Origin of the sequence: Saccharomonospora xinjiangensis XJ-54, from assembly GCF_000258175.1 — a bacterium.
Taxonomy (GTDB): domain Bacteria; phylum Actinomycetota; class Actinomycetes; order Mycobacteriales; family Pseudonocardiaceae; genus Saccharomonospora; species Saccharomonospora xinjiangensis.
Genome location: NZ_JH636049.1, coordinates 1,340,077 through 1,363,621, shown reverse-complemented (window position 1 = coordinate 1,363,621; position 23,545 = coordinate 1,340,077). Strand labels below are relative to the sequence as shown.

At 69.1% G+C, this 23,545-nt stretch carries 23 protein-coding genes and 1 pseudogene; 12 read left to right on the top strand and 12 right to left on the bottom strand.

Annotation, left to right across the window (positions count from 1 at the left end):
• Positions 1-18: 18 nt before the first annotated feature.
• Positions 19-459 carry a hypothetical protein gene (locus SACXIDRAFT_RS05655; protein ID WP_006237543.1) on the top strand — a complete coding sequence of 147 codons (441 nt, stop codon included), beginning with the start codon at positions 19-21 and terminating at the stop codon, positions 457-459.
• A 7-nt stretch (positions 460-466) separates the two neighbouring features.
• On the opposite strand, the gene SACXIDRAFT_RS05650 is transcribed toward SACXIDRAFT_RS05655, so the two are convergent.
• Positions 467-1,597, bottom strand: a complete 1,131-nt coding sequence (locus SACXIDRAFT_RS05650) for an AI-2E family transporter (protein ID WP_006237542.1) — start codon at positions 1,595-1,597, stop codon at positions 467-469.
• A 332-nt stretch (positions 1,598-1,929) separates the two neighbouring features.
• Between SACXIDRAFT_RS05650 and SACXIDRAFT_RS05645 the strand changes: the two genes are divergently transcribed.
• Positions 1,930-2,220 (top strand): DUF3040 domain-containing protein, encoded by a 291-nt coding sequence (locus SACXIDRAFT_RS05645; RefSeq protein ID WP_006237540.1) that lies wholly within the window; start codon positions 1,930-1,932, stop codon positions 2,218-2,220.
• A gap of 16 nt (positions 2,221-2,236) precedes the next feature.
• Here the strand turns inward: SACXIDRAFT_RS05645 and SACXIDRAFT_RS05640 are convergent, their stop codons facing one another.
• Positions 2,237-3,079, bottom strand: coding sequence for a phosphoribosylaminoimidazolesuccinocarboxamide synthase (locus SACXIDRAFT_RS05640; RefSeq protein WP_006237539.1), 843 nt, complete (start codon positions 3,077-3,079; stop codon positions 2,237-2,239).
• 312 nt (positions 3,080-3,391) lie between these two features.
• Between SACXIDRAFT_RS05640 and SACXIDRAFT_RS23515 the strand changes: the two are divergent.
• Positions 3,392-3,565: pseudogene (locus SACXIDRAFT_RS23515) on the top strand (SAM-dependent methyltransferase); the annotation flags it as partial.
• 115 nt (positions 3,566-3,680) lie between these two features.
• On the top strand, positions 3,681-4,220 hold the full coding sequence (locus SACXIDRAFT_RS05635) for an SAM-dependent methyltransferase (RefSeq protein WP_232285257.1): 540 nt from the start codon (positions 3,681-3,683) through the stop codon (positions 4,218-4,220).
• Between the two features lie 21 nt (positions 4,221-4,241).
• Here the strand turns inward: SACXIDRAFT_RS05635 and SACXIDRAFT_RS23510 are convergent, their stop codons facing one another.
• A complete protein-coding gene (locus SACXIDRAFT_RS23510) occupies positions 4,242-4,787 on the bottom strand; it encodes a UbiA family prenyltransferase (protein ID WP_006237537.1) in 546 nt (181 codons plus the stop codon).
• A 9-nt stretch (positions 4,788-4,796) separates the two neighbouring features.
• Here SACXIDRAFT_RS23510 and SACXIDRAFT_RS23505 point away from each other — a divergent pair, with 9 nt between their 5' ends.
• Entirely contained in the window at positions 4,797-5,147 is a 351-nt protein-coding gene (locus SACXIDRAFT_RS23505; RefSeq protein WP_006237536.1) for a hypothetical protein, read from the top strand.
• Here SACXIDRAFT_RS23505 and SACXIDRAFT_RS05625 read toward each other — a convergent pair.
• From SACXIDRAFT_RS05625 to SACXIDRAFT_RS05595, 7 genes are all read right to left on the bottom strand, one after another.
• Complete coding sequence (locus tag SACXIDRAFT_RS05625) at positions 5,128-6,384, bottom strand: cytochrome P450 (RefSeq protein ID WP_006237535.1); 1,257 nt, start codon at positions 6,382-6,384, stop codon at positions 5,128-5,130. The two genes, SACXIDRAFT_RS23505 and SACXIDRAFT_RS05625, sit on opposite strands and share 20 nt — an antisense overlap.
• Entirely contained in the window at positions 6,381-8,024 is a 1,644-nt protein-coding gene (locus SACXIDRAFT_RS05620; RefSeq protein ID WP_006237534.1) for a prenyltransferase/squalene oxidase repeat-containing protein, read from the bottom strand. The genes SACXIDRAFT_RS05625 and SACXIDRAFT_RS05620 overlap by 4 nt, the downstream gene beginning before the upstream one ends.
• A 129-nt stretch (positions 8,025-8,153) precedes the next feature.
• Positions 8,154-10,241, bottom strand: a complete 2,088-nt coding sequence (locus tag SACXIDRAFT_RS05615; protein WP_006237533.1) for a neutral/alkaline ceramidase — start codon at positions 10,239-10,241, stop codon at positions 8,154-8,156.
• Entirely contained in the window at positions 10,238-11,452 is a 1,215-nt protein-coding gene (locus SACXIDRAFT_RS05610) for a YncE family protein (RefSeq protein ID WP_006237532.1), read from the bottom strand. Before SACXIDRAFT_RS05610 ends, SACXIDRAFT_RS05615 begins: the two co-directional genes overlap by 4 nt.
• An 80-nt stretch (positions 11,453-11,532) precedes the next feature.
• Positions 11,533-12,891: an SAM-dependent methyltransferase gene (locus SACXIDRAFT_RS05605; RefSeq protein WP_040922056.1), complete on the bottom strand. Its 1,359-nt coding sequence runs from the start codon at positions 12,889-12,891 to the stop codon at positions 11,533-11,535.
• A 40-nt stretch (positions 12,892-12,931) separates the two neighbouring features.
• Positions 12,932-14,344, bottom strand: coding sequence for an FAD-binding oxidoreductase (locus SACXIDRAFT_RS05600; protein WP_040922482.1), 1,413 nt, complete (start codon positions 14,342-14,344; stop codon positions 12,932-12,934).
• 52 nt (positions 14,345-14,396) lie between these two features.
• Positions 14,397-14,765, bottom strand: a complete 369-nt coding sequence (locus SACXIDRAFT_RS05595) for a MerR family transcriptional regulator (RefSeq protein WP_006237529.1) — start codon at positions 14,763-14,765, stop codon at positions 14,397-14,399.
• Positions 14,766-14,915: 150 nt separating this feature from the next.
• On the opposite strand from SACXIDRAFT_RS05595, the gene SACXIDRAFT_RS05590 reads away from it, so the two are divergent.
• The gene (locus SACXIDRAFT_RS05590) at positions 14,916-15,320 is read left to right on the top strand and encodes a hypothetical protein (RefSeq protein ID WP_232285256.1); all 405 of its coding nucleotides are present in this window, start codon (positions 14,916-14,918) and stop codon (positions 15,318-15,320) included.
• Here the strand turns inward: SACXIDRAFT_RS05590 and SACXIDRAFT_RS05585 are convergent.
• Complete coding sequence (locus tag SACXIDRAFT_RS05585) at positions 15,281-16,648, bottom strand: FAD-binding protein (protein WP_040922481.1); 1,368 nt, start codon at positions 16,646-16,648, stop codon at positions 15,281-15,283. The genes SACXIDRAFT_RS05590 and SACXIDRAFT_RS05585 overlap by 40 nt on opposite strands.
• 276 nt (positions 16,649-16,924) lie before the next feature.
• On the opposite strand from SACXIDRAFT_RS05585, the gene SACXIDRAFT_RS23005 reads away from it, so the two are divergent.
• Positions 16,925-17,092 (top strand): hypothetical protein, encoded by a 168-nt coding sequence (locus SACXIDRAFT_RS23005; RefSeq protein ID WP_157599644.1) that lies wholly within the window; start codon positions 16,925-16,927, stop codon positions 17,090-17,092.
• Between the two features lie 115 nt (positions 17,093-17,207).
• On the opposite strand, the gene SACXIDRAFT_RS05580 is transcribed toward SACXIDRAFT_RS23005, so the two are convergent.
• The gene (locus SACXIDRAFT_RS05580; protein WP_006237525.1) at positions 17,208-17,396 is read right to left on the bottom strand and encodes a hypothetical protein; all 189 of its coding nucleotides are present in this window, start codon (positions 17,394-17,396) and stop codon (positions 17,208-17,210) included.
• Positions 17,397-17,521: 125 nt separating this feature from the next.
• Here SACXIDRAFT_RS05580 and SACXIDRAFT_RS05575 point away from each other — a divergent pair, with 125 nt between their 5' ends.
• The 5 genes from SACXIDRAFT_RS05575 (at position 17,522) to SACXIDRAFT_RS05555 (ending at position 23,534) form a co-directional block, all read left to right on the top strand.
• On the top strand, positions 17,522-17,755 hold the full coding sequence (locus SACXIDRAFT_RS05575) for a DUF6480 family protein (RefSeq protein WP_006237524.1): 234 nt from the start codon (positions 17,522-17,524) through the stop codon (positions 17,753-17,755).
• 32 nt (positions 17,756-17,787) lie between these two features.
• Positions 17,788-19,083: an NAD(P)/FAD-dependent oxidoreductase gene (locus SACXIDRAFT_RS05570; RefSeq protein ID WP_006237523.1), complete on the top strand. Its 1,296-nt coding sequence runs from the start codon at positions 17,788-17,790 to the stop codon at positions 19,081-19,083.
• A 353-nt stretch (positions 19,084-19,436) separates the two neighbouring features.
• On the top strand, positions 19,437-19,952 hold the full coding sequence (locus tag SACXIDRAFT_RS05565) for a DinB family protein (RefSeq protein ID WP_040922055.1): 516 nt from the start codon (positions 19,437-19,439) through the stop codon (positions 19,950-19,952).
• A 249-nt stretch (positions 19,953-20,201) separates the two neighbouring features.
• Positions 20,202-21,470, top strand: a complete 1,269-nt coding sequence (locus SACXIDRAFT_RS05560) for an ATP-grasp domain-containing protein (protein WP_040922480.1) — start codon at positions 20,202-20,204, stop codon at positions 21,468-21,470.
• Between the two features lie 42 nt (positions 21,471-21,512).
• Complete coding sequence (locus SACXIDRAFT_RS05555; protein ID WP_006237520.1) at positions 21,513-23,534, top strand: CocE/NonD family hydrolase; 2,022 nt, start codon at positions 21,513-21,515, stop codon at positions 23,532-23,534.
• Positions 23,535-23,545: the final 11 nt, after the last annotated feature.

The window sequence follows — 23,545 nt, the reverse complement described above, 5'->3', positions numbered from 1 at the left end:
GAACTGAGGAGGGTCGGGATGGCAGGCATACCAGGGCTCTACGCCAGAGAGATCCGGATGTCGCTGCGCAACAACTCGGGCGCCTTCGGCTATTCGGTGATGATCACCTGCTCGCTGGCCATGCTCTCGGCGCAGCATTCACCCCCGAAGGCAGTGCAGATCCTGCTGTTCGCCCTCGGCGCGGTGCTGAGCTTCCTCGTGGTGGAAGCGGTCGCCACGAACGCGTTCCGGCGTTCGCTCGGCGACGAGGAACAGAGCAAGGTGGTCGCGCTGGGCAGTTCCATCGGGGTGCTGTCGGTGGGGCTCGCCCTCGGCGCGACGGCCGCCGCCGGTGCGTGGCTTCCGGTCACCGTGGCGTGGTTCGCGGGGCCGTTCGCGGCATCCACCGCCTACCTGCTGCTGAACGCGGTGGAGATGACCATCGCTCGCCGGGTGGAGGAAGCCCGCGACCTGGCGTAGGGCGTGCTCACTCCTCGGTTCCGCCAGGGGTCTCGGTGCCGTCGGACTCGCGTGCCGTGCCGGAGGGCTTCTCCTCGCGTGCCTGCGCTTCCTGCGCCGCATGGTGTTCGGCGACGGCGAGCACCACACCACGTACGGCGGCCAAGACAGGGACGGCGAACAGCACCCCGGCGATGCCGCCTTCGGCACCGCCGATGACCAGGGCGACCAGCACCACGGTGGGGTGCAGATTGCTGAAGTTGCCCTGAAGGATGGGCTGCAATACCTCGCCTTCGAGCTGCTGAACCGCCAGTACGACACCGAGGATGATGAGTGCCGCGACAAGTCCGTTGCTGACGAGGGTCACCGCGACCGCCACGAAGCCCGACACCACCGCGCCGACGTACGGGATGAAACCGCCGATGAACACGAGCGCGGCCAGCGGAACGGCGAGCGGCACTCCCACGGCGAGCAGTCCCACACCGATACCGATCGCGTCGATCAACGCGACCAGCGCCGTCACCCGCACGTAGACGATGACGCTCCGGTACGCCCTGCGCCCGGCGTCATCGATGACCGCGCGGGTGCTCGGCCGCCACGGCAGCAGCGTCGCGGCCCAGAGCCGCGGTCCCGAATGGAGGAACATGATGAACAGCACCAGTGCCACCACGAGGCCGACCAGAAACGCGCCCACCGTGTTGAACGCGGTCAACGCCTGCGCGAGCACCCTCTCCCGGTTTCCGTCGAGCCACTCCTGGAGCCTGCCCGCGAGTTCACCGCCGAGGGGGAGCGGGCTTTCCGCCAGCCAGCTTTCGATCTGCCTGATGCTTTCGAGTACACGCCCGCGAAGTTCGTCGTAGGAGTCGATGATCGAGAAGACCACGAAACTCACGAGGCCGCCCACGACGACGAGTCCCAGCACCAGCGCGGCAAGGACGGCAAGGAAGCGGGGCCATCGGTGGCGGGTGAGCCAGCCGACCACCGGTTCCAGCATCGCCGTGAGCAGCAAGGCGACCGCCAGCGGGATGATCACGTAACTGAGGTGCTTCGTGACGTTGCGCAATGCCCAGAGCGCCGCGAACACGACGAGCAGCTGTGCCGAGACGACGGCCGCGCGGCGCAGCATGCCGGAGGTGAGCCTCACGGCGGTCTCGGACATGGCACCTCCAGCGACACCCCCGGTCACGCACTGACCTCAGAGCGGATAACCGTTGCCGCCGAGGCCAAAACCGCACCTGCGGCCGTGCGCGTGACCCGGGAGCCGCGACCGTTTGCCGTCACCGGAAAGGGGTAGCCACCTGGCATGGGAGCGGTGACGAGCCCGGTGTGTGCGGATCATCCGGTTCGGCGACGAGGCCTCGGCCCTCCGGCCGCGGGGCCGCCACCTCCCCGAGCCGGAGACGGAGCGGGTTCGCCCGGCCCGGCGACGACGGTGACAAACAGGCCGAGGCAGTCTCGCGAACCGCGACGGAGCGTATCCGGGAGCACGCCATGTTGAGCCATCACGAACAGCGGGAGCTGGAGCGGATCCAGGACTGGTTCGAGCACGACGACCCGCACCTCGCCAGGGCGCTCGGAGAGGTCGGTAGCGTGGGCGGTCTCGCGCGTTCTCGCACCCTCCGCTACGCGATCGACGCGCTGGCCATCGGACTGATCATCCTCGGCGCGATGACGCTGAACTTCGGACTGATCTTCTTCGGGGCCGTGTGCCTCGCTGCGGCCGCGTGCCTGCATGTCACCCGCTGGAGCGAGACGACACCCCGGCACCGGCGCCTGGAGTGACGCAAAGCGGCGACCGTCAGGATTCCCAGGCCCGGCCGGTGAGCCGTTCGTACACGTCGATGTAGCGCTGCCGGGTCGCCTCCACGACCTCGGGCGGCACAGCGGGTCCGGGTGGCGTTTTGTCCCATCCGGTCGAGGTGGCCCAGTCGCGCACATACTGCTTGTCGAACGAGTACTGCGGTTGTCCAGGCTCCCACTGGTCGGCAGGCCAGAAGCGTGAGGAGTCGGAGGTGAGGACCTCGTCCCCGAGGGTGAGCGTTCCGTCGGCGGCCCAGCCGAACTCCAGCTTGGTGTCGGCCACGATGATGCCGCGCCCCGCCGCGTACTCGGCGCCCTCACGGTAGATACGTAGGGTGAGCTCGCGGAGGCGTTCGGCCGTCTCGCGGCCCTCCTGTGCGACGACGTCGTCGAACGTGATGGGCAGATCGTGGCCCGATTCGGCCTTGGTGGTGGGTGTGAAGATCGGCTCGGGGAGCTTGCTGCCCTCCACGAGGCCAGGGGGGAGAGCGACACCGCACACGCCGCCCTCGCTCCGGTACTCGGTGAGTGCCGAGCCGGTGAGATAGCCGCGTGCCACGCACTCGACCTTGATCATGGTGAGGGGACGGCAGCGCACGGCCCTGCCTGCGAACTCCTCGGGAACGTCGGTGGCCGAGATCAGGTGGTTGGGCACGAGGTCACGGAAGCGTTCGAACCACCACACCGACAGCTGCGTCAGCAACGCTCCCTTGCCGGGAACGGGCGTCGGCAGGGGCACGTCGTACACCGAGACGCGGTCGGACGCGACGAGTAGCAGGTCACCTCGGTCCTCGTAAAGGTCGCGGACCTTGCCCGCGTGCAGGTGCTTCACGCGCGCCATCGTAGTTGGCCGCCTGAAGCGGCCCCCCGGCACCACGGCGCGGATATGTGTCTCACATCACGTAGGGCCATTGTGGACTGACGCGGAGCGGCGCGGCGTGACGCACCATTGTGGATTGTGGACGGAGTTTTCCGTTCTGTTGCTGCGAAACCGCGTAGTTTTCCATGATCGTGACAGACTGCGCTCGGGCTGTTACGGCAGAAGTTTCCCGTCAGTAGGATCGGCGATGTCGTTCGGGGGACCGCAGACCACTGAAGACCACGGCGCGCGTGGCGCCGTTGGACGTATGAGGAGCGTGCTCGGAACGTGGCAATGCCCAAGGGAGCGTCCCAAGAAGCACCGAACCACCCCGAGATGCCGGGCGGCGCGGTGGCCCCCAACATCGCCCGCATCAGGAACTTCTGGCTCGGCGGGAACCACTACAGCGAGAGCGACCGCGCACTGGCGGAACGCATCGAGTTGTGCGGCCCGCACATTCCCTATCTCGTCCGCGCGCAGCGGGCGCTGGTCCGGCGTCAGGTGCGCTACCTCGCCGAGCGGGGAGTGGGACCAGTTCCTCGACCTCGGTTCCGGATTGCCCGACCGGGGCTACGTGCATCACGTGGCACAGGAGGTGAACCCCGCGTGCAGGGTCGTGTACGTGGACCTCGATGCCACACTCGCGGCCGACGCCGAGGAACTGCTCGCCGGGACCTCCGGCGCGCGTTTCGTGGTGGCGGACTGCCGGGATGTCGATGCTGTCCTCGATCACCCCGTCGTGCGCGAGGTACTCGACCCGGCGAGGCCCTTCGCGGTGCTCATGACGGAACTGCTGTTGCACGTGCCCGACTCCGAGCGGCCCGAGGAACTCGTCTCGGCCTGGGTGGAGGCCATGCCGGGTGGCAGTCACCTGGTCATCTCCCACTTCGGCGAGGACGAGGACGTGCTCGCGGGTTTCCGCATCTTCGAACGGCTGAGATTCGGGCGGTTCCCCGAGGTGAGCCTGCGTCCCCGGCAGCGGGTCGCTGAGTTCTTCGCGGGGCTCGACCTCGTCGAGCCCGGTGTGGTGCCCGCGCCACTCTGGCGGCCGGGTCCCGGCGACGAGACCGTGCTCAATCCGGAGGATGTGCGGATGTTCGCGGGTATCGGGCGCAAGAGGTGACATGGAGTGACACGGTGCGCCTCACCCAGCCAGCGCCACACCGACCAGCGCGACGTCGGCGGCGAGCACCACCGGCATGACGGTGGTGCGCAGCCGGGTGGAACTCACCGCTTCTCCTGCCGCGACACGGCGCATGAGGACGAGCACCGATCCCGTGAACACCGCGTGTCCCGCCGCGCCGAAGGCCGCCGCACCCGGCCCCGCGAAGCTCCACAGGCCCCAGACCAGCGCCGCGAGCCCTGTGAACGACAGCAGGCACGCCGCCCGTAACGCTCCGACGGCGCCGCGGCGCACGCTCGTCGTCCGCTGGCCCGCCGCGGCGTCGGCGTCGCGGTCGGGCACCGACCACCACACCACCCGCCCCGCGGCCAGCATCGTCAGACCGGTGAGAACCAGCGCGGTCGCTGCGGAGGGCAAGGGGTGCAGGGCGGCGCCGGTGAGCAGGGAGGGGAGAGCCACCGCCCCGCAGGCGAACACCACAGCGCCTGCGAGCCCGCGCGACTTGAGGCGCGCTGGTGCGACGTTGTAGAGCACGCCGGCGAGCAGGATTCCCACGGCACAGAACACCGCACCGACATGTCCGGTGTGGACGGTGACGGCGAGGGCGAGCGCGAGCCCGGCCGCGGCCTCACCAGGCAGAGCCCGGCTCGCCTGCCGAGGCGCTGCGCCGCCGAGGAGAGCTGGGACCGCTCCGGGTGCCGCGCGTCGCTGTCGAGGTCGGCGACGGTGTTGAGCACCAGGGTGGCCTCCATGAGCAGCACCGCAGCCGTGACCGCCGCCACCGAGGGCCAGCTCAGCACCTCCCGCGGCGCCGACGCGGCGAAGCACACTCCCCACAGCGCCTGGCACAGCGTGTTGAGCCAGAACGGGAACTCCAGCCGGTGGACGGCCGCGAGTTCCCTCGCCGTCAGGCGCGGCACGCGGTGACCCGGACGCGAAGCCGCGACGACGGCGCCATCGCATGCCCTCGGAGCTGCAACCTCCCCGCCGCCGGGTTGACCAGACGCCACCGGAGGCGTCGCAACACAGCCGACACGATGATCCGCAACTCCAGCATGGCGAGCTGGCTGCCGAGGCATCGGCGGGTGCCGCCACCGAACGGCAGGTAACGCGACGGCGGCGGTTTGCGGCCGAGGAATCGGCCGGGGTCGAACCGCAGCGGGTCGGCGAACCCGTCGTCCTGCCGGTGGGCGAGGTAGATGCTGGTCGTCAGTGTCGTCCCTCGGGGGAACGTCCTGCCGAGCAGCGTCGCGGGGCAACGCAGGCGCCGGTTCTCGGCCACCGTCACCGGGGGCGCGAGGCGCAGCGCCTCCGAGATCACCGCCGTGAGCAGCGGCACCGCCGACGCGGACGGCGTCTCGTCAGTGGTGGCGTCCAGTTCGGCGAGCACGTCGCGCCGCAGCTGCTCGTCGCGGGCCAGCCGGTACAGCGTCCACGCCGCGGCCGACGCCGTCGTCTCGTGTCCGGCGAAGAGCAGCGACACGAGCTGGTCGCGCAAGTCGCCCTCGGCGGTACCGAGGTCGGCGAGCGGGCCGTCCGCGTCGAGGAGCAGCGAAGCCAGGGTGGCCGGCCGCCGTGTCCGTCCGGAGCGGGCCAGCGTCACAAGCCGCTCGTCGAGGTCGGCGCCAGAGCGGGGCAGGCCGCCGCGCAGGAACCGATGGGCCAGTGTGCGGGGCCGCGAACCGAGCGCGTCGTCGATCCAGGACGTGAAGTCGCGGAGCGCCGCATCGGCGCGCTCGTCGAGGTCGCCGAGCACGAGCCTCGCGATCACCCGCAGCGCGACGTGCCGTGTCCAGTCGGCCAGCGCCACGGTCTGTCCCACCCGCAGCGCGTCCACCGACTCGTGCACCGTGCCGGAGATCAGCGGCGCGTACGTCGCGAGCCTGCGACCGCGCAGGGGAGGGCCGAGCACCGTGCGGTACGCGGTATGCCGGGGACCGTCCACCCACAGCAGCGATTGCGTGCCGAACAGCGGCAGGAGACTGCGGCTGCCGGGATGGTCGAGTTCGCCGTCGGCACCGAACATCCACGCGATGGTCTCGGGGTCCCAGACGAGCAGCTTCGGTGGATCGTCCGCCAGCCGGATGTGCCGAGCCGGTGTGGTGCGGTGGGCGTCGAGGAACGGCAGCGTCCGCAACGCCATCCGCAACTCCGTGGAGTTCATGCCGCCCCGCTGCCGGTTACCACCACCGGAAGGTCGGCATCGGCCAGGAGCGGCGCTGTCCTGGGATCGGTGTGCGCCGCGTACAGGGCCGCGAGCATCTCGGTGCGGATGATGCGGGTGGGCGTGTAGACGTCCTTGTCGTGCCACAGCGGCGGGTGGGGGCGCTCGTCCGACCATCGGCTCAGCAGGTAGCGCGCACCTCTCGCCGCTGCCGTGGCCACCTGGTCCGCACTACGGTCCGCGCTCCGCTCGCCCGCCACGAGGAGCACCCGCACCGCGTACGCCGTCTCTTCCCTCGTCGCCGACCAGCGGCCCCAGGCGCCACCGTCACGTTCGGTCGCGAGCACCCACTCGACGGCCCTGTCCACGGCTTCCCTCGCAGCGGACCCTCCGTGGCGGGCGAGTGCGACCGCGCAACAGACGGTGGCGTAGTAGGGCGACGCGTGCCACTTGTCCGACCAGCTCCCGTCAGCATGCTGGTTCTCCTTCAGCCACCGCACCACGGTGGCGAGGGCGTCCGCACACCAGGCCCGCGACTCGTCGTCGAGGACGAGCGAGTTCCGAGGAAGGGCGAGCAGCGCGCCGAGCGCCTGAACGACATGGGCGTTCGCGCTCGTGGACGGGGTGCGTTCCTCGGGGAAGCAGAAGAAATGGTCTCCCCTGTCGAACCGGCGAAGGCAGTCGGGGGAGCGGGGGCTGCCGAGCAGTGCCAGCGCGTGCAGCCCTGCCGCCGTGTCGTCCACGTCCACGGGAAGGCCGAGCCCGCCTGCCGCGCCCTCGTCGCCGAACGCGGCGTGCAGGCTACGGCGGAGTTCCTCCAGCACAGGACGCGGAGCTGTGAGCGGCACTCCGGTGTCGAGCAGCGTGGACAGCACCCACGATCGCTCGAACAGGCTCAGCGGCGCGGCGACGGGCACACCGCCGTTCTCGTGCTGCACCGCCAGCAGGTACGCGACGCCGGGGTGCCGTTCGTCGGCGAGGACGTCGTCACCCAGCCATGCCGCCGTGGCTGCGGGGGAGCACCCGACGAGGTGGCCGCCTCCGGCCGTTCGTTCGGGCCGGACGGATGCCGCGGCCGTGGCCGAGGGGCCGAACAGTTCCAGGGAGTGCCACAGTTTCTCCGGCAGCGCGTGGCCCTCGGCCAGCGTGTCGCGGACGGCCTCGACGAGATCGGGACGCGTACCGGCGGGTTGGGGCAGCGGAGCGCGGCCGAGGCTGGCCAGGTGGGCATTGACGTCGGACAGCAGTGCGGGCACGACGAGTTCCACGGCGACGGTGTCCGGCAGCGTTCCCGGCCGCGCCAGCCTGCGCGACAGTGCCTCGACCCCGAGGTCGGCTGCCCGCGCGACGGCCGGGGGCGACCCCGGCCGCCGCCGCTCGGTGAGAAGTGCCTCCGTCGCGCTCAGGGTGGTGACGAGGTCGTACTCGTCAGGGCCGCCCCAACGGCCGTCGTCCTGTTGCTCCGCGAGCAGGAACCGAACCCGTTGCCGGTGGCCCGGCAGTGACGGCGCCAGGGTGACGAGCCGTCCCGTCTCGTAGACGCACGGTTCGTACTGTCCGTTCGGGTCGGCGGCCATGTCGGCGAGCAGCGTTCGTACTGTCTCGGCCGTACGGTCCAGCCAGGACACACGCGGTGTCATGTGCGGCACTCCTCGGCAGCCACGTCGGTTCAGTTTTCTACCTGATCGAGTAGTCGATCGGGCACCGAACGTAGCACCGATCCTCGTTCCGCGACATGATCTTGATCCGAACGGAGCAGTGAACCGTTCCTATCCGCCGGATGTCACGACCTGGAACTCCGAGCTGGTGCCCGTGAACGCCGTGACCTTGCCGGACAGGTCCTTCGCGTCCCCGTGGTAGCGGATGCGGTAGGTGCCTTTCCGCGCGTCCCCGGGGATGTCCCACTCCACGGTCACCTCCGAGGCGGAGATGCCCCGGCGTTTCCAGCGCAGACCGGTGGACCAGTCGCCGTCGTCGGCCACACGGCGCCACTCGCCGTCCTCCAGCCGCTGCACCTCCAGATACGTGCCACCGCGATGCAGGTCGTTGCTCGGGTGGGCTCCCGTGAAGACGGCGCTCGCACGCTCGCCGGGGAGGTATGCGGACCTGGGCTCGGTGAGCACGTCACCGAAGCGCTTGCCCAGCACGGGTGTGTCGAGCACGACTCCGGGCTGGAGCGTCAGCCGCCCGCCGTCCTCCTCAGGCGGTGTCGTGCCCTCCGGAGGCGGCGCGCCCGTGCGCATCCCGACGGCGAGGTCGTGTGCCGTCTGCCGGAAGGCGTCGAGCTCCCAGCGGCCGAACAGCGTCGAGCCGCCCTCGTAGTGCTGCGCGTCGTACTCCTCCGGCGTGGTGATGTAGTGGACGTAGCTGTTGCTGTACCCGGCGACGAGCACGTCACGGACGTCAGCGCCCACCGCGTCGGCGACCGTCCGCCGCAGCCGCAGTCCCGCCGCGATCGTCACCTCGCCGGGGATCGCGACGAGGTACAGCGACCCGATGCGCACCAGCTGCACCGGAACCTTCTCCGCGACCCACGGATACAGCTCGTTCATCGCGCCGATCGGCACCGCGATGCCCTTCGGGGCCTGGCACTGCCGCAATTCCGGCGACACCTCGTAGAGGATCGAGTCCGACACCATGTCGAGGAACGGGTTGTCGCCCTCGGCGAACAGCGGGAACGCAGGCCCGTCCTCGGTGCTGCCTGCCGCCATGGCGGCACCGACCGCCGCGTCACAGGTGCTGTGCTCTCGGCCGTCCGAGGTGAACTCCGGCCGCACCGTGACGTCCGAGAGGTCGATGTAGACGGTGGCGGAGTCCACTCCGCCGGAAAGCCGCTCGCCCTGTTCGCCGAGCTGCGCCGCCGCGGCGCCGTACTGCCGGAGTCCGATCTCGACGGTGCGTTTCCTGTCCAGCGGCGTGGAGGGTGGAGTGAGGTCGAGGTTGGGGGACATGTCGCCCGCGTTCGTCTGCGCGAACGCGGCCACGAAATCGGGCGTGCGCTCGTGAAGGTAGTCAACGCCTGCCACCTCGCGTTCCCAGTGGTAGGCCGCGTAGCCCTTGTTGTCCGCGCTGACGAGCCGGTTGTCGCCGGACATGCTCGTGTTGTGCGTCGGAAACCAGTTGATCGCCCCGACGGGGGTTGCTCCGCGTTCGATGCGCAGCAGGGTCGTCTGTGGATCGACGCCGTCGGGGAAGAACGCGCGGTCGGCGGCGGGATTGCGGTCGAACGCCGCCTTCGACCGGTTGGCACTCGCACCGGTGAGGTCGTCGTGGGTGAGCCGCAGGGTGGAGGGCGCGAGGTCGTCGTGAGCCCTGTGCACCGACTCCAGAATCCCGTCGGCGATCGCGTCGAAGGTCTTCTCGTGGTATCCGAGCGTGGTGAGGTTGTAGAGCAGGTGGTGCGAGTACCCGCCGGGTCCCGCGTGGGTGTGCGTCGCTGTGATCAGCACGTTCTGCTCGGTGTAGAGGTCGCCGTAGTCGGCGGCGAGTCTCGCGAGCACCTCCCTGTGCACGCTGGAGAAGATCATCGGCGAATCGACGACGACCAGGAGCACCCGCTCACCGGTGGCCTGATCGACGATCACGAACGACCGCGCCCTTAACCGGTTGTGCAGCCCCTCGGCCTGCTGGTCGAGACGGCCGTACCCCATGAGGCCGACCTCGGCGATCTCGCCGGTGGCGTCGGCGATCCCGCGCCCGACGAGATAGCCCTGAGCCGAGGTGGCGGCAGAGACACCTGCCGGTGCGGCCGATTCCTGCTGCGCGTGTCCCGGCGCTCCGGTGAGGGTGACGAGGGCGAGCGCCGCCGAGGTTCCGAGTGCGGTGAGGCGGGTCGTGCGCTTCGGGGAGGCGGTCATCGGTGCAGCACCTCCGAGGGAACGGTGTAGGCGCGGACGCGCTGCGGGTGGTCGCCGACGGGGATGCGGGCGACCTCGCGGGGGTTGTCGTACGACACGACGGAGATGTCGTCACTGTCACTGTTGGACAAAAAGCAGTACCGTCCGTCCGGGGTGCTGGCCGCCCAGTACGGCTTGTCGCCGGTCGGCACGATCGCGTCAACGGTGAGCGCGGGCACCGACAGGATCGCCGCGTAGTCGGAGATGGTTCCCGCGTCGCAGATCTTGGTGTAGTCGTCGTTCATGGCGAGCCCGTGGTGCGCCGAGTCGAGCGGGTAGTCGCTGCGCTTGAGTTTCTCGGCCTCCTCCGACAGCGGGAGGTGCACGGTACGGGTGCGGCGCTGCTCTTCGAGGTCGTACTCGATCAGTCCGTTGTGGAACGACAGTTGCGCGTACATCGTGCGGTTGTCGGGAAGCACCACGAACGGCCGGATGCCGACACCGAAGTCGATCACCTTTTCGACCTCGTACGTCTCAGCGTCGATGATCGTGAGCTCCCTGTCGCCCTTGAGCCCGTCGAGGATCTCGGCGTCGGGCGCGATCACGTTGCCGATCGAGGCGTTGTAGATGGTGCCGCCGTCGGCCGAGTAGCGGTTCTCGTGAGGGAAGTCGCCGGTCGGCACGTCGGCGACGATCTCGCCGGTCGCGGTGTCCACGACGTCGAGCACGTCGGCGGTGGTGGCCGAGACGAGCAGTCTGCTGCCGTCGGGGGAGAGGGCCATGTGGTCGGAGCGGTAGCCGTGGACGCGGCGATGCCACAGTTGCTCACCGGTGGCGATGTCGTACGCGGCGACGTCGCCGAGGCTCGGCCGCGACACGTACATGGTGTGCCCCTCCGGCGACACCATGATGTCGTCCACGAGCTGGTCGTGGCCCTCGCCTGCCGAATCGCGGACCACGGCCATGGCGATGCGCTGGTCGATCCGCATCTGCAAGACCCGTTCGTCGAAGTCCGCTGCCACGTCGATGCGCTGGTACTTCTCGAAGGTGCGCGCGTCCACGAGATCGACCGTGCCGTCCCAGTTGTTGCCGACGAACATCACGTCGCTCATCGGAGCGGCGTGCGCCGTGGGGGAGGGGGTGAACACCGTGGCGGTCATGGCCGAGACCGCCACGGTCGCCAAGGCTGTGGAGGTGGCGACGGCACCCGGCCGCCGGAGTCGCTTCCGCATCTCGCCTACCTACTTCGTCGTAGATATGAATGAGATTCACGATTGTGACGACCGGCGACTCACGGCGCAAGGGGCGAGATTCACACTCCCCAGTCGGGGCGCAACGGCATGAACGCCTCACCCGAAGCCGAGGGCTTCACCCCGAGTACCTGGTGCAGTTCGATGTGGCGGCGCTCGAACGACAGCCGGGACGCCGCCATGTAGAGCGCCCACACGCGCGCTCTGCGCACGCCCGCCTCCCGCACGGCGTCGTGCCAGTTCGCGTCGAGGTTCGCACACCACGCGGCGAGTGTGCTCACGTAGTGCTCACGCAGGTTCTCCTCGTGCCTGACCTCGAAGCCGTTGTCCTGCATGGCCGACACGATGGTGCCGACACCTTCCAACTCGCCGTCGGGAAACACGTAGCGGTCGATGAACGGGCCGGTGCGATGCGGGTCCTTGGTGGTCGGGCGCGTGATGCAGTGGTTGAGCAACCGCCCTCCCTCCCGCAGCCGGGCGGCGAGAAAACGGAAGTAGCCGCCAAGGTTGCGGGCGCCGATGTGCTCGGTGAGACCGATGGACGACACGGCGTCGAACCCGCCTTCGGTGACGTCGCGATAGTCGCCGTGGCGCACCTCGGCGCGATCGCTCAGTCCGAGGCGGCGCAGCTCGGCCTGCGCCCAGGCGGCCTGCTCGCGGGACAGCGTCACGCCGACGGCACCCACCCCGTAGTGCTTCGCCGCGTGCGCCACCATGCCGCCCCAGCCACAGCCGACGTCGAGCAGGCGCATGCCGGGTCGCAGCCCGAGCTTGCGGCACACGAGGTCGAACTTGTGGAACTGCGCCTGCTCCAGATCGGCGCCCGGCTCCGGGTAGCACGCGCAGGTGTAGGCCATCGACGGCCCCAGCACGAGTTCGTAGAACCGGTTCGACACGTCGTAGTGCCGCGCGATCGCCGCACTGTCGCGGCTCTTCGAGTGACGCAGGCCGGACAGCGCCCTCCGCAGCCGTCCCGGCGCCTCCTCGGGAGGCGGTGGCAGCAGCCGCAGGTGGCGAGGACCGAGGTCACGCAGGAGCGAGAACCGGTCGGCGGGGGAGAGGCCGTCAACGACTCCCTCCAGCGCCCTCAGGACCTCGTACAGCTCGCCGGCCACTTCGAGATGGCCGGTGACATACGCGCGGGCGAGGCCCAGTTCGCCCGGCGCCGAAAGGAGGTACGCGAGCGCGGTCGGCGAACGCAGTTCGATGCGCAACGGCGCGCCGGGCTCGCCTGCCGAACTTCCGTCGTAGGCGGTGATGGACACGGGCGCGCCGGGCCGCAGCATGCGCTCGAGGGCCGCGCACACGCCCGCCGAGGGCGCCTTCGCGGAGCCTCGCGCTGTCCGCGGGCCGCCATCGGCATCACCGACCCTCGGCGCGGCCGATTGTGCCCGTGTGGTGCCTGGTGCCGGGTGCCCCATCCGACTCACACTCCCTCCAGCGCACCGCCGTGACGCGGTGCTACTCGGCTCCGACGCACTTGGCGTAGAGATCCAGCAGGCGGCCCTTCGGGTCGTAGCGGCGCTTGAGCCGCTCGTAGGTGGTGCCGTTGTAGAGCCGCCAGAACGTGCGTTCGTCGTAGAACGACTCCGAATACAGCGATTTGCGCCCGCCGAGTTCGGCGACCTTCTCCTCGACGCAACGGTTGTGTGCCGAAGGGCCGTGGCCCTTGCGCTCCGGCACGGTGCCCCAGAACCCGAAGTTGACGTACAGCGTGTGCGGATCGAGTTCGTACAGCGGCCACTGCCGGTCGGGATGCCGCTGCCGCACCGGGCAGATCCACACCGGACTGAGCGGGACCTCGCTGTGCAGGAATCCCAGGAACTCGGCGGCGGAGCCGACCGGGATCTCGACGTCCTGGACGACGGCTTCGCGCCGGGGCCTGCCGAGCAACCGGTAGACGCGGTTGGAGACGTCGTAGCGGCGATCGAACGACACGACCTTCCAGTACACGTCCGAGCGCAGCAGCCGGGGACCGAGCAGCCATCGCACGGGCCGGTGCTGCACGCCGAGGGCGCGCGAGCACCAGAACCAGTCGGTGTCCCAGCGCCACAGGTAGTCCCGGGTGTGCAGGTAGTCGATGTCGTGCCTGCGGATGGAGGTGTAGTAGACGTCCAGCCACGTGTAGTCGCTGAGTCTCGGTGCCTCACCGGTGAACGTGCCCAGCGTCAGGTACAGCTCGTCGGGGCCGAACACGGTGCCGTCGATGAAGTCCGCCGTGCCCTCGGCGCACACCCTGGCCAGCTCGGTGAAGTAGGTGCCGGGATCGGTGTATCGCACGTGACGCAGCCGCACGTAGGGTTTCACCGGCTCCAGTTCGATGCGCAGCCGCAGCGCGTACCCGAGCGTCCCGTACGAGTTCGGGAAGCCGAAGAACAGGTCGGCGTGCTCGTTGTCGGGGCGGGCGAGCACCACGTCCCCGTCGCCGGTGAGGATCTCCGCCTCCAGCACCGACTCGTGAGGCATGCCGTTGCGGAACGACGACGACTCGATGCCGAGTCCCGTCACCGCGCCGCCGACGGTGATGGTCTTGAGCTGGGGCACCACCATCGGCATGAGACCGTGCGGCAGCGTCGCGTCCACGAGCCGCTCGTAGGTGACCATGCCCTCCACGTCGGCCGTGCGGGCGACGGGATCGACGTCGAGAACGTGTGTCAGCGCGGACGTGTCGAGGCCCGGTGCGCTCCGCCTCGCCCTGGAACGGAAGAGGTTCGAGGTCCGCTTGGCGAGACGGATCGGGATGTCCGCCGGTTGAGCGGCGAGCTGTGCCCGCAACGCCGCCACGCGTTCGGCGTGGCCGGGTGCGGAAGAAGGGGCAGAGGCCGGGGACGTGCCCGGCTCCGGAGACGACGCCGACCGGTTGTCCAGCACCATGCTCTTCAGCATCGCGCCTGGTCGCGGGTGCTGCCAGGCGAGCGGACGGCGTTCACTCCGTGCTGTCGCCGGTTGGCCCTTCCGGGTGCGAGCCCTCAGCTTCGGAGGTACGGGAAAGGTGCGCAAGGCGCTGCTTGAGCCGGATGATCTCGGCTCTGGCCTCGTCCAGCTCGCGCTCCAGCCGCAGGATGCGCTGCGCCGACACGAGGTTGTGGCCTTCGTCGAACAACTCCCGCAGGCGATTCGCCAGGCCGAGCTGGTGACGGGAGTAGCGGCGATGGCCACCGCTCGACCGCTGCGGCGTGACGACGCCTGCGTTGTCGAGGCTGCGCAGGAATGGTTGCTCCACCCCCAGGAGCTCGGCGGCCTGACCTGTGCTGAAGGCGGGGTAGTGCTCGTCGTCGAGCTTCCGCAAGTTCATCGCGGCACGCTCCCAGCAACGTCGTTCGGGACCATCCAACGTAGTTTACCTAGCGTGTCAGGTTGACCCAATCTTCATTGATCGATATAAATTTTGTGCGTTCAGCGGACAGGAAACCGGAAACACTCGGTAGAAGTGGGTGACACTGTCGTGACTGTTCTCGATTCTCCGGCTGCCTCCGGGCTCGACGACGCGGCGCAGGCCGTGGAAAGGGCGGGCGAGGGACTCCAGCAGGCCTGCTCCGCGCTCGCCAGACGCGGCGACGACGTCGGCGCTCTCCGCGCGGCCGTCAGCAGCGCGGCACGTCTCACGCGAGCGCTCGCCTCGGCCGTGGACGGCATCGTCCACCACGCTCCCCGCTCCGTGGGGCAGGGCCAGACCGCCGACGACCTGGTGGCCGATCTCAAGGCTTTGCGCAACTGCCTCGCGACAGGCGCGGCCGTGGTGGACCCCGCCCTCGACGATCTCCACGACCTCACCGGGTTCGGCACCGACCCCGAGTTCACGAGGCGTTATCAGGAGTGGGCCGCGGCGAGCACGCCTGCCGGGTCGTAGCGCCGCCGCGCTGCTGTCAGCGCGGGCCAGGCGTCGCCGAAGTGGTGCTCCCACTTCAGCGCACCCCTCGGCAACGCGCTGCCGGGATAGACGGTGCCGCCCGCCTCGGCGACACGGTCGTACAGGCTCGCGTTGCGCTTCAGCCTTCCGGCCAGATCGATCGGGTCTCGTGGGTCGGCGACGGTGAGGAGGGCGAACAACCACACCGGAGTGTGGGCGGGGTCGGCCTTCGGCAGCCGCAACAGTGGCGTGGTGATCCGGTCGGCGCTCACCGGGTACAGCAGCACGGTGTCCGCTTCCCCGAGCGTCAGCCCGGTCAGGGCCTGCCCGACGATGCCGGTGACCGCGTCGTCGGGCAGGAACACCGTGAGCCACGGGTGCGGGTGGAACCACTCACCACTCTCTCGCAACGAGGCTTCGCCGTCGGCCATGCGATCACAGAACTCGCCGTAGGAGTACTCGGCTGTCTCGGTGAGCGCGGTGTCGAACGACAGCCCGTCGAGCGCCTCGGCATCGCTAGCGTCACCCGGAAGCAGGTGGTACGACGTGGCGTCCATGCGGTAAAGCCACTCGCCGCCCGTGTCACGCAGTACGCGACCCTCGACATGGTCGAAGCGTTCCTCGGTGACCACGGTGCGCTGGTCGGCGCGGAACGCGGCGAGGTCGCGGTAGTACAGCTTGCGGCGACGAGCGAGTCGCGCGGCGGGACCGACGGCGATCGTGGCGCGCGTGATCACTCCGCACCGCCCCGAACCCGCCCGCACGGCGTCGAAGAGGTCACGGTTCCGCTCGGGGGAGCACCACAGGGTCTCACCGGTGCCGGTGACCACCTCCAGCGCGGTGACCGTGTCGGTCTGCGCCCCGTGCCGGTGGCTCGCCCCGCCGAGGCCGCCGACCGACAGCGTTCCGCCGACGGAGAGGCCGAGGTAGTCGGGAAGGACCGTGGGCGTGAGACCGCGCGCGAGTGCGGACTCCGTGACGCGGCGCCAGGACGCGCCCGCGTCGGCCACCACCTCCCGCCCCGCACCGGGATGCACCCTGGCAAGGCCGGAGAGATCCAGGACGATCCCGCCCTCGGTGAGGCTCTGCCCGAAGCACGAGTGGCCTGAACCGCGCGGCACCACGGGCGTCCCGGTCTCGGCCGCGAAGGCGAGTACGGCGGCGACGTCGGCTGTCGAGCACGGTCGCACCACGGCGCCGGGACGAGCATGCACGAGCCCACCCCAGTCGCGGGAGAAACGCGCGAGCGTCGCCTCGTCGTCGGCGACGGTGGTGGTGAGCCCGGGTCGGGACCGGAGGAACGCGGCGAGCGCGGCGGCGAGCGACACGGCGTGACTGTAGCGGCCCCCGCACCAGGCGAACCGGAGGCTTTCGGTGCCACTCGCGGACGGCTGTGCGCACTCGGAGGAGACGCGCGAGTCATGCTGCGCTACCCTGCGTCGATCCGCGTCGCTCCGCATTCCCTGCGTCACATTGCGAAACGTCGTTTTCACACGGACGCAGGCTGTGGAGCGGGCGCGTCTTGACCGATTTTCACCGGGTCGGGATGGCGGACAACTGTGTTTTCTGTCTCCTTTCCCGGGTATTTCCCGCAAGATCATCCAGTGCGAAAGGAGCGAGCGATGCGCTACCTCGACATCGACCCCACCCAGCCCGAAGGCGGCGAAGGAGCCGAGCGCGTCAGCACCGGCACGCCGGTAAGTGGAGTCGTTGCCAACGCCTCGTTCGACGACGACGACCTGGAGCCCACCATCGTGCGAGGTCGTGAGTAGCAGGGCCGCCGAAACGGCCCGCCACGCCTCCCGCGCGGTGGCGGGACATCGTGGCGGGCCGTGTCGATTCGAGGTTGGGCCGGATGTCGAGCAGACGGCGGGCCGTCGTCCGTACTCAGCTTTCCGGCGACTCGTCCTCGCGTTCCTGGTCGAAAGGCGGAGCGGGGTAGTCGTCGTCCGCGGGCGGCTCAGGGTCACGCCACTCCTCGGCACGGCTCGGCCGATTGCCCTTCAGCATGCCCTGCAACTCGGCCTTCATCGCCTCGTCCTCGCGCGGACCGTGCGTGTCGCTCTCCCGATGCATGTGCGCCTCCTTTCGCCGTCCGCCTACCCGAGGCCCTCAGGTGTGAAACGCCGGGTTGACGATCGCCCGTCCGGGTATCCGGAGGCGGTCCGACCACGATCCGCGAGGAGGGACCGGGAGATCACATGAACGCGCCGAACCCCGACCCCGACCCGGACAAGACCCCGGGACTCGAACCCGGGGGCGGGGTCAGCCCCGGCGACACGCCACCCGACTCAGGGCAGACGTCCGGACTGTCCCATCGCGAACCGCGGCACAGCAAGAAGATGTCCGTCGCCTGGCTCGTCGCCGTCATCGTGATCGTGGCGCTCATCGCGGGGTTCTTCCTCACCTACCTGATCGTCTATCTGACCCGGTGACTGCTTCGCGCCATTTCTCGTAGGAGGTCCGTGTGCCGAAACGCATTCTGATCGTCGGGGGCGGCTATGTCGGCCTCTACACCGCGCTGCGACTCCAGCGAGGGCTACGGCAGGGCGAGGCCGAGGTGACGGTGATCAACCCGGAGAACTACATGGTGTACCGGCCGCTGCTGCCCGAGGTGGCGTCGGGCACGCTCGAACCGAGGCACGCCGTCGTGCCGCTGCGTGCGGTGTTGCGGAGGGCCCGGTTCATCTCCGGGGCGCTGACCGATCTGGACACCGACCGCGCGACCGCCACGGTGCAGCCCATGGCAGGGCCCGCTCTCTCGCTGCCGTACGACGAACTGGTGCTGGCCCTGGGCGCGACGTCGAAGTTGCTGCCCATTCCCGGCCTCGCCGACAACGGCATCGGCTTCAACTCCCTCGCGGAGGCCGCGCACCTGCGCGACCACGTTCTGAGGCAACTGGAGATCGCCGCCGCGACCACCGACGAGGAGCTGCGCCGCTGCGCGCTGACGTTCGTGTTCGTCGGTGGCGGATACACCGGGGTCGAGGCCATCGCGGAGTTGCAGGACATGGCCATCGACGTCCTCGAGGGGTACCCGGAGGTCGATCGGTCGGAAATGCGCTGGATCCTCGTGGAGGCGATGGACCGCATCCTCGGCACCGTCGATGCCGACCTCGCGGAACTCGCCACGACCGAGCTCACCGCGCGGGGCATCGACATCCGCACTGGCACGCTGCTGGAATCGGCGGAGAACAGGGTCTTGCGACTGTCGGACGGAACGAAGCTGTCGTCCGACACGCTGGTGTGGGTCGCGGGAACCCGGCCGCAGACGATCGTCGGCGAACTCGGGCTCCCCGTTGACGAGCGCGGCAGGCTCGTCGTGGACGACACCATGCGGGTCAACGGCCACGCCAACATCTGGTCGGCAGGTGACTGCGCCGCCGTGCCCGACCCTGAGAAGGGCGGAACCTGCCCGCCCACCGCGCAGCACGCGGTCAGGCAGGCGCAGCAACTCGGGGAGAACCTGCTGCTCACTCTGCGGGGACAGGCCGTGAAGCCGTTCCGCTACAACAGCAGGGGCGAGTTCGTCACGCTGGGCAAGAACAAGGCCGTGGGCCAGGTGCTCGGCCACAAGGTGAACGGCTCACTGGCGTGGACGTTGCGGAGGGCGTACTACGCCACCCAGATCCCGACGTGGAACCGCACGGTGCGCGTGCTCGGCGACTGGGTCGTCGGCATGCCGTTCGGCCATGACGTCGTGAACTTCGGCTCCCGCGAGGAACCACGCGGAGCCTTCCGGGAGGCCGCGGGCAAGAAGTAACCGTGTCCGCAGTCTGTGCGCGGGTGTTGGCAGTCTGTGTGCAGGTGTAGGCACTCCGGGCACGGGTTTCTGCAGTGTGGGCACAGGTTTGGCAATGTGTGTACACATCCCGGCAGGCTGAGCACCGGCGGGTGTCAGTTTCTCTTACGTACCAGTGTCAGCGGTCTCTGTACGAAGGTGGGCAGTCTGCGCGCCGGTGTCGGCAGTCTGAACACGGGCGTCGGCAGTTGTGCGCGGGTGTCGGTAGGCGGCGCACTGGTGTCGGCAGGCCGGGCACGGCTTTCTCGGAGACTTTTGCCCGTACGCCCCCGGAGGCCCGGTCAGCCGTGCGATCGACGTGGTTGACTACCCGCATGCCCAATCAGCCCGATCCCCGGCCTACCCCGCCACTCCGCGGTAGCGAGCGCGAGACGTTGCGCGCGTTCCTCGACTATCACCGCGCCACTCTCGCGTTGAAATGTGAGGGGCTGTCCGACGACGACCTGCGCCGCCGTTCCGTACCGTCCTCCACCCTGTCGCTACTGGGGCTCGTGCGCCATCTGGCCGAAGTGGAACGCGCCTGGTTCCGGCGTGTGATCAACGCCGAGGACGTGCCGCTGGTGTGGTCCGCCGACGGCGACTACCAGGTGGCGTACGACGCGAGCACGGCCACGCGTGCGGAGGCGTTCGCGGCGTGGGAAGCGGAGGTCGAACACTCCCGCCGGATCGAGCGGCAGGCGGCATCTCTCGACGTCACCGGATACGAACCGCGCTCGGGAGAGCACGTGTCGCTGCGGCTCGTGATGCTTCACCTCATCCACGAGTACGCCCGCCACAACGGGCACGCCGACCTCCTCCGCGAGGGAGTGGACGGCACCGTCGGGGTATAGACCGGCGTGAAGCCGACGTAAGAACGGCCTGACCGAGCGACATAAGACCGGCATCGTGTCCGCACTTCCTGTACGGGTGTTCGCACCGTGGGCTGCCAACACCCGTGCACAAGATGCGGACACGGTCATGGCGTGCCAACACGCGCGCATCGCCTGCCAACACCTGCGCACAAGTTGCGAACACCCGTGCACACGCTGCGGACACGCGCGAGCGTTTACTCCGGAAGGGGCCAGGAAACCCCCGACAGCGTGAAGAACATCTTTGTGCTCGCTCTTGACGACGAGAACACCCGAACGCTGAACACCGTCGCAGGCGACGACTACAGGGTCCACCAGTTGCTCACCGTGCAGGACACGCAGGTCGGCGAGATCGACGTGGACGCACTTCTCGCCACAGCAGTGTCCGAACTGGACTCGTTCGATGGTTCGATCGACGCGATCGTGTCGTATTGGGACTTCCCGTCCTCCGCACTGCGCGCCGTGCTGTGCGAGCGGTACGGACTGCCTGGGCCGACACTCGAATCGGTCGTGAAGTGCGAGCACAAATACTGGTCCCGCCTCGAACAGCGGAAGGCGATCGACGAGTACCCGCACTTCGGCATCGTTGACCTGAACGCGAGCCGTCCTGTGCCGCCGGAGGGCGTGCGCTTCCCGATGTGGTTGAAACCGGTGAAGTCCTACTCGTCCGAGCTCGCGTTTCTCGCTCGTGACGACGCCGAGTTCGACACCGCCGTCGCGGAGATCCGCGCCGGGATCAGCCGTATCGGCAAGGCCTTCGACAGCGTCCTCGGACGGTTGGACCTACCGCAGGAGATCCGAGACGTCGGCGGGCAGGCCTGTCTCGCAGAGGAAGCTCTCTCCGGGGTGCAGTGCGCCACGGAGGGCTACGTCCACAACGGAGAAGTTGTGGTGTACGGGGTGCTGGACTCCATCGACTACCCGGGGCGGTCGTCGTTCCTGCGACACCAGTACCCCTCGCAGCTGCCTGAGAAGTCACAGCGCAGGCTCCGGGACATCTCCAAGCGCGTGATCCAACGGATCGGTTTGGACAACTCGACGTTCAGCATCGAGTTCTTCTGCGACCCTTTGTGCGACGACGTGGCGCTACTGGAGATCAACCCGAGACACTCGCAGTCGCACGCCGAACTGTTCGAGTGTGTTGACGGGATCGCGAATCACCACGCCATGGTGCAGCTCGGCCTCGGCCGCGACCCCATGCTTCCCAGCGGCGAAGGACCGTACGCCATCGCCGCGAAGTGGTACTACCGGCGGTTTTCGGACGCCGTGGTGACGTCCGTCCCCGGCACCGAGGACATCGATCGCCTCCGCGACGAACTCGGCGGCATCGAGGTGGACGTGGTGCCCAAGGCCGGTCAGCGCCTTTCGGACCTGCCGGGCCAGGACAGCTACAGCTACGAACTCGCGCACATCTTCATCGGTGCTCGCAGCGAGACCGACCTCGTGCGCAAGTACGAGCGGTGTGTCGAGGCATTGCCGTTCGGGTTCGACGAGGACTGAGGGAGACCCGAGACACCTGAGGGAGACAAGGAGGCCGAGGGCGTGCTTCGCGAGGTCAGCTCGTTGCCCTGCGACATCACCGCCGACGAACATGTCTGGATCACCGTCTCGGACGGGACGAGGCTCGCCGCGAAGATCTGGCGGCCCGTGACATCCGACCGCGAACCCGTGCCCGGTCTGCTGGAGTACATCCCGTACCGCAAGCGCGACCTCACGGCCATTCGCGATTCGATCCACCACCCGTATCTCGCGGGGCACGGCTACGCCTGTGTGCGCGTGGACATGCGGGGCACAGGGGAGTCGGAGGGGGTGCTTATCGATGAGTACCTCGAACAGGAGCAGCGGGACGCCGAGGATGTGCTCGCGTGGCTGGCCCGCCAGCCGTGGTGCACGGGCGAGCTGGGCATGTTCGGCATTTCGTGGGGCGGGTTCGCCGCGTTACAGGTGGCTGCGAGGCAACCACCGAACCTCCGAGCCATCGCCATCTCGTCGTTCACCGACGACCGCTACGCCGACGACTTCCATTACATGGGCGGCTGCCTGCTCTCCGACAACCTCGCCGAGTCGGGAACCATGTTCGCCTACAGCACGTTGCCTCCCGACCCCGAGCTGGTCGGTGAGCGGTGGCGCGACATGTGGCGCGATCGGCTGGAGGCCTCCGGCCCGTGGGTGGACAGGTGGCTGCGGCACCAGCGGCGCGACAGCTACTGGACGCACGCGTCGGTCAACGAGACCTACGCGGACGTGAGATGCCCGGTACTCGCGACGAGCGGCTGGGCGGACGGCTACTCGAACGCTGTCGCGCGGCTGCTGGCGAACGTGGACGTGCCGCGCAAGGGGTTGATCGGACCGTGGTCACACAAATACCCGCACCTCGGCGAGCCCGGCCCCGCGATCGGCTACCTGCAAGAGCTCGTGCGGTGGTGGGACCACTGGTTGAAGGGCGAGGACAACGGTGTGCTCGACGGGCCCATGCTGGTGACGTGGATGCAGGACAGCGTTCCGCCCTCGACCTCTTACCACCAGCGGCCGGGGCGTTGGGTGGGTGAACCGGAATGGCCGTCGCCGAACGTGCGGCCGGCCGCCTTCCCCTTGGCCCGGCACCGGCTGGCCGAACCGGGCGAGCATGTCGCGCGCGAGGAGCTGACGGTGCAGTCACCGTTGTCGGTCGGCCAGTTCGCGGGGAAGTGGGCCTCGTACAACGCGCCCCCCGACCTGCCGTACGACCAGCGGGAGGAGGACGGCGGCTCACTCGTGTTCGAGACGGAGCCGCTGGCCGAGGACGTCGAGGTCCTCGGCGCGCCCCGCGTGACGCTAGACATCGCCGCCGACCGGCCGGTGGCCATGGTGGCGGTGCGACTGTCCGACGTGCTGCCCGACGGCAGGGCCACACGGGTGACGTACGGCCTGTTGAATCTCACTCACCGTGACGGGCACGAACGACCGGAGCCGGTGGAGCCGGGCGAGCGGTACCGCGTGACGGTGGACTGCAACGTGCTCGCGCAGCGCTTCCCTGCGGGACACCGCATCCGCCTTTCGGTGTCGTCGTCGTACTGGCCGCTGGCCTGGCCTCCTCCCGAACCGGTACGGCTGTCGGTGTGGACGTCGTCGAGTGAACTCGTGTTGCCTGTGCGCGAGGTCGCGGGGGAGGAACCGGTACTCGAATTCGGTGAGCCGGAGGGGGCGACTCCGATCGTGACGCGGCAGGTTCGTCCCGGCGGGCACTCGTGGACGGTGTCCCGCGACCTCGTGCGCTACGAGTCGGCGCTCGACATCGTGAAGGACTCGGGGACCCTCGTGTTCGAGGACCACGATCTGGAAGTCACCCGGTGCGCGCGCGAACGGTACAGCTGGGTGGCCGACGATGTCGAGACGGTCGGCGGAGTGACGGAGTGGGCCATGGGCTTCGCCAGAGGCGATTGGGAGGCGACCACGGTGACGCGGCAGGAGCTCACCTGCTCGCGCACCGAGTTCCGCCTGCACGCCCGGCTCGACGCCTACGAGGGAACGAAGCGCGTCTCATCGCGCAACTGGGACCGAGTGATCCCGCGCGACTGTGTCTGATCCACCCGTGC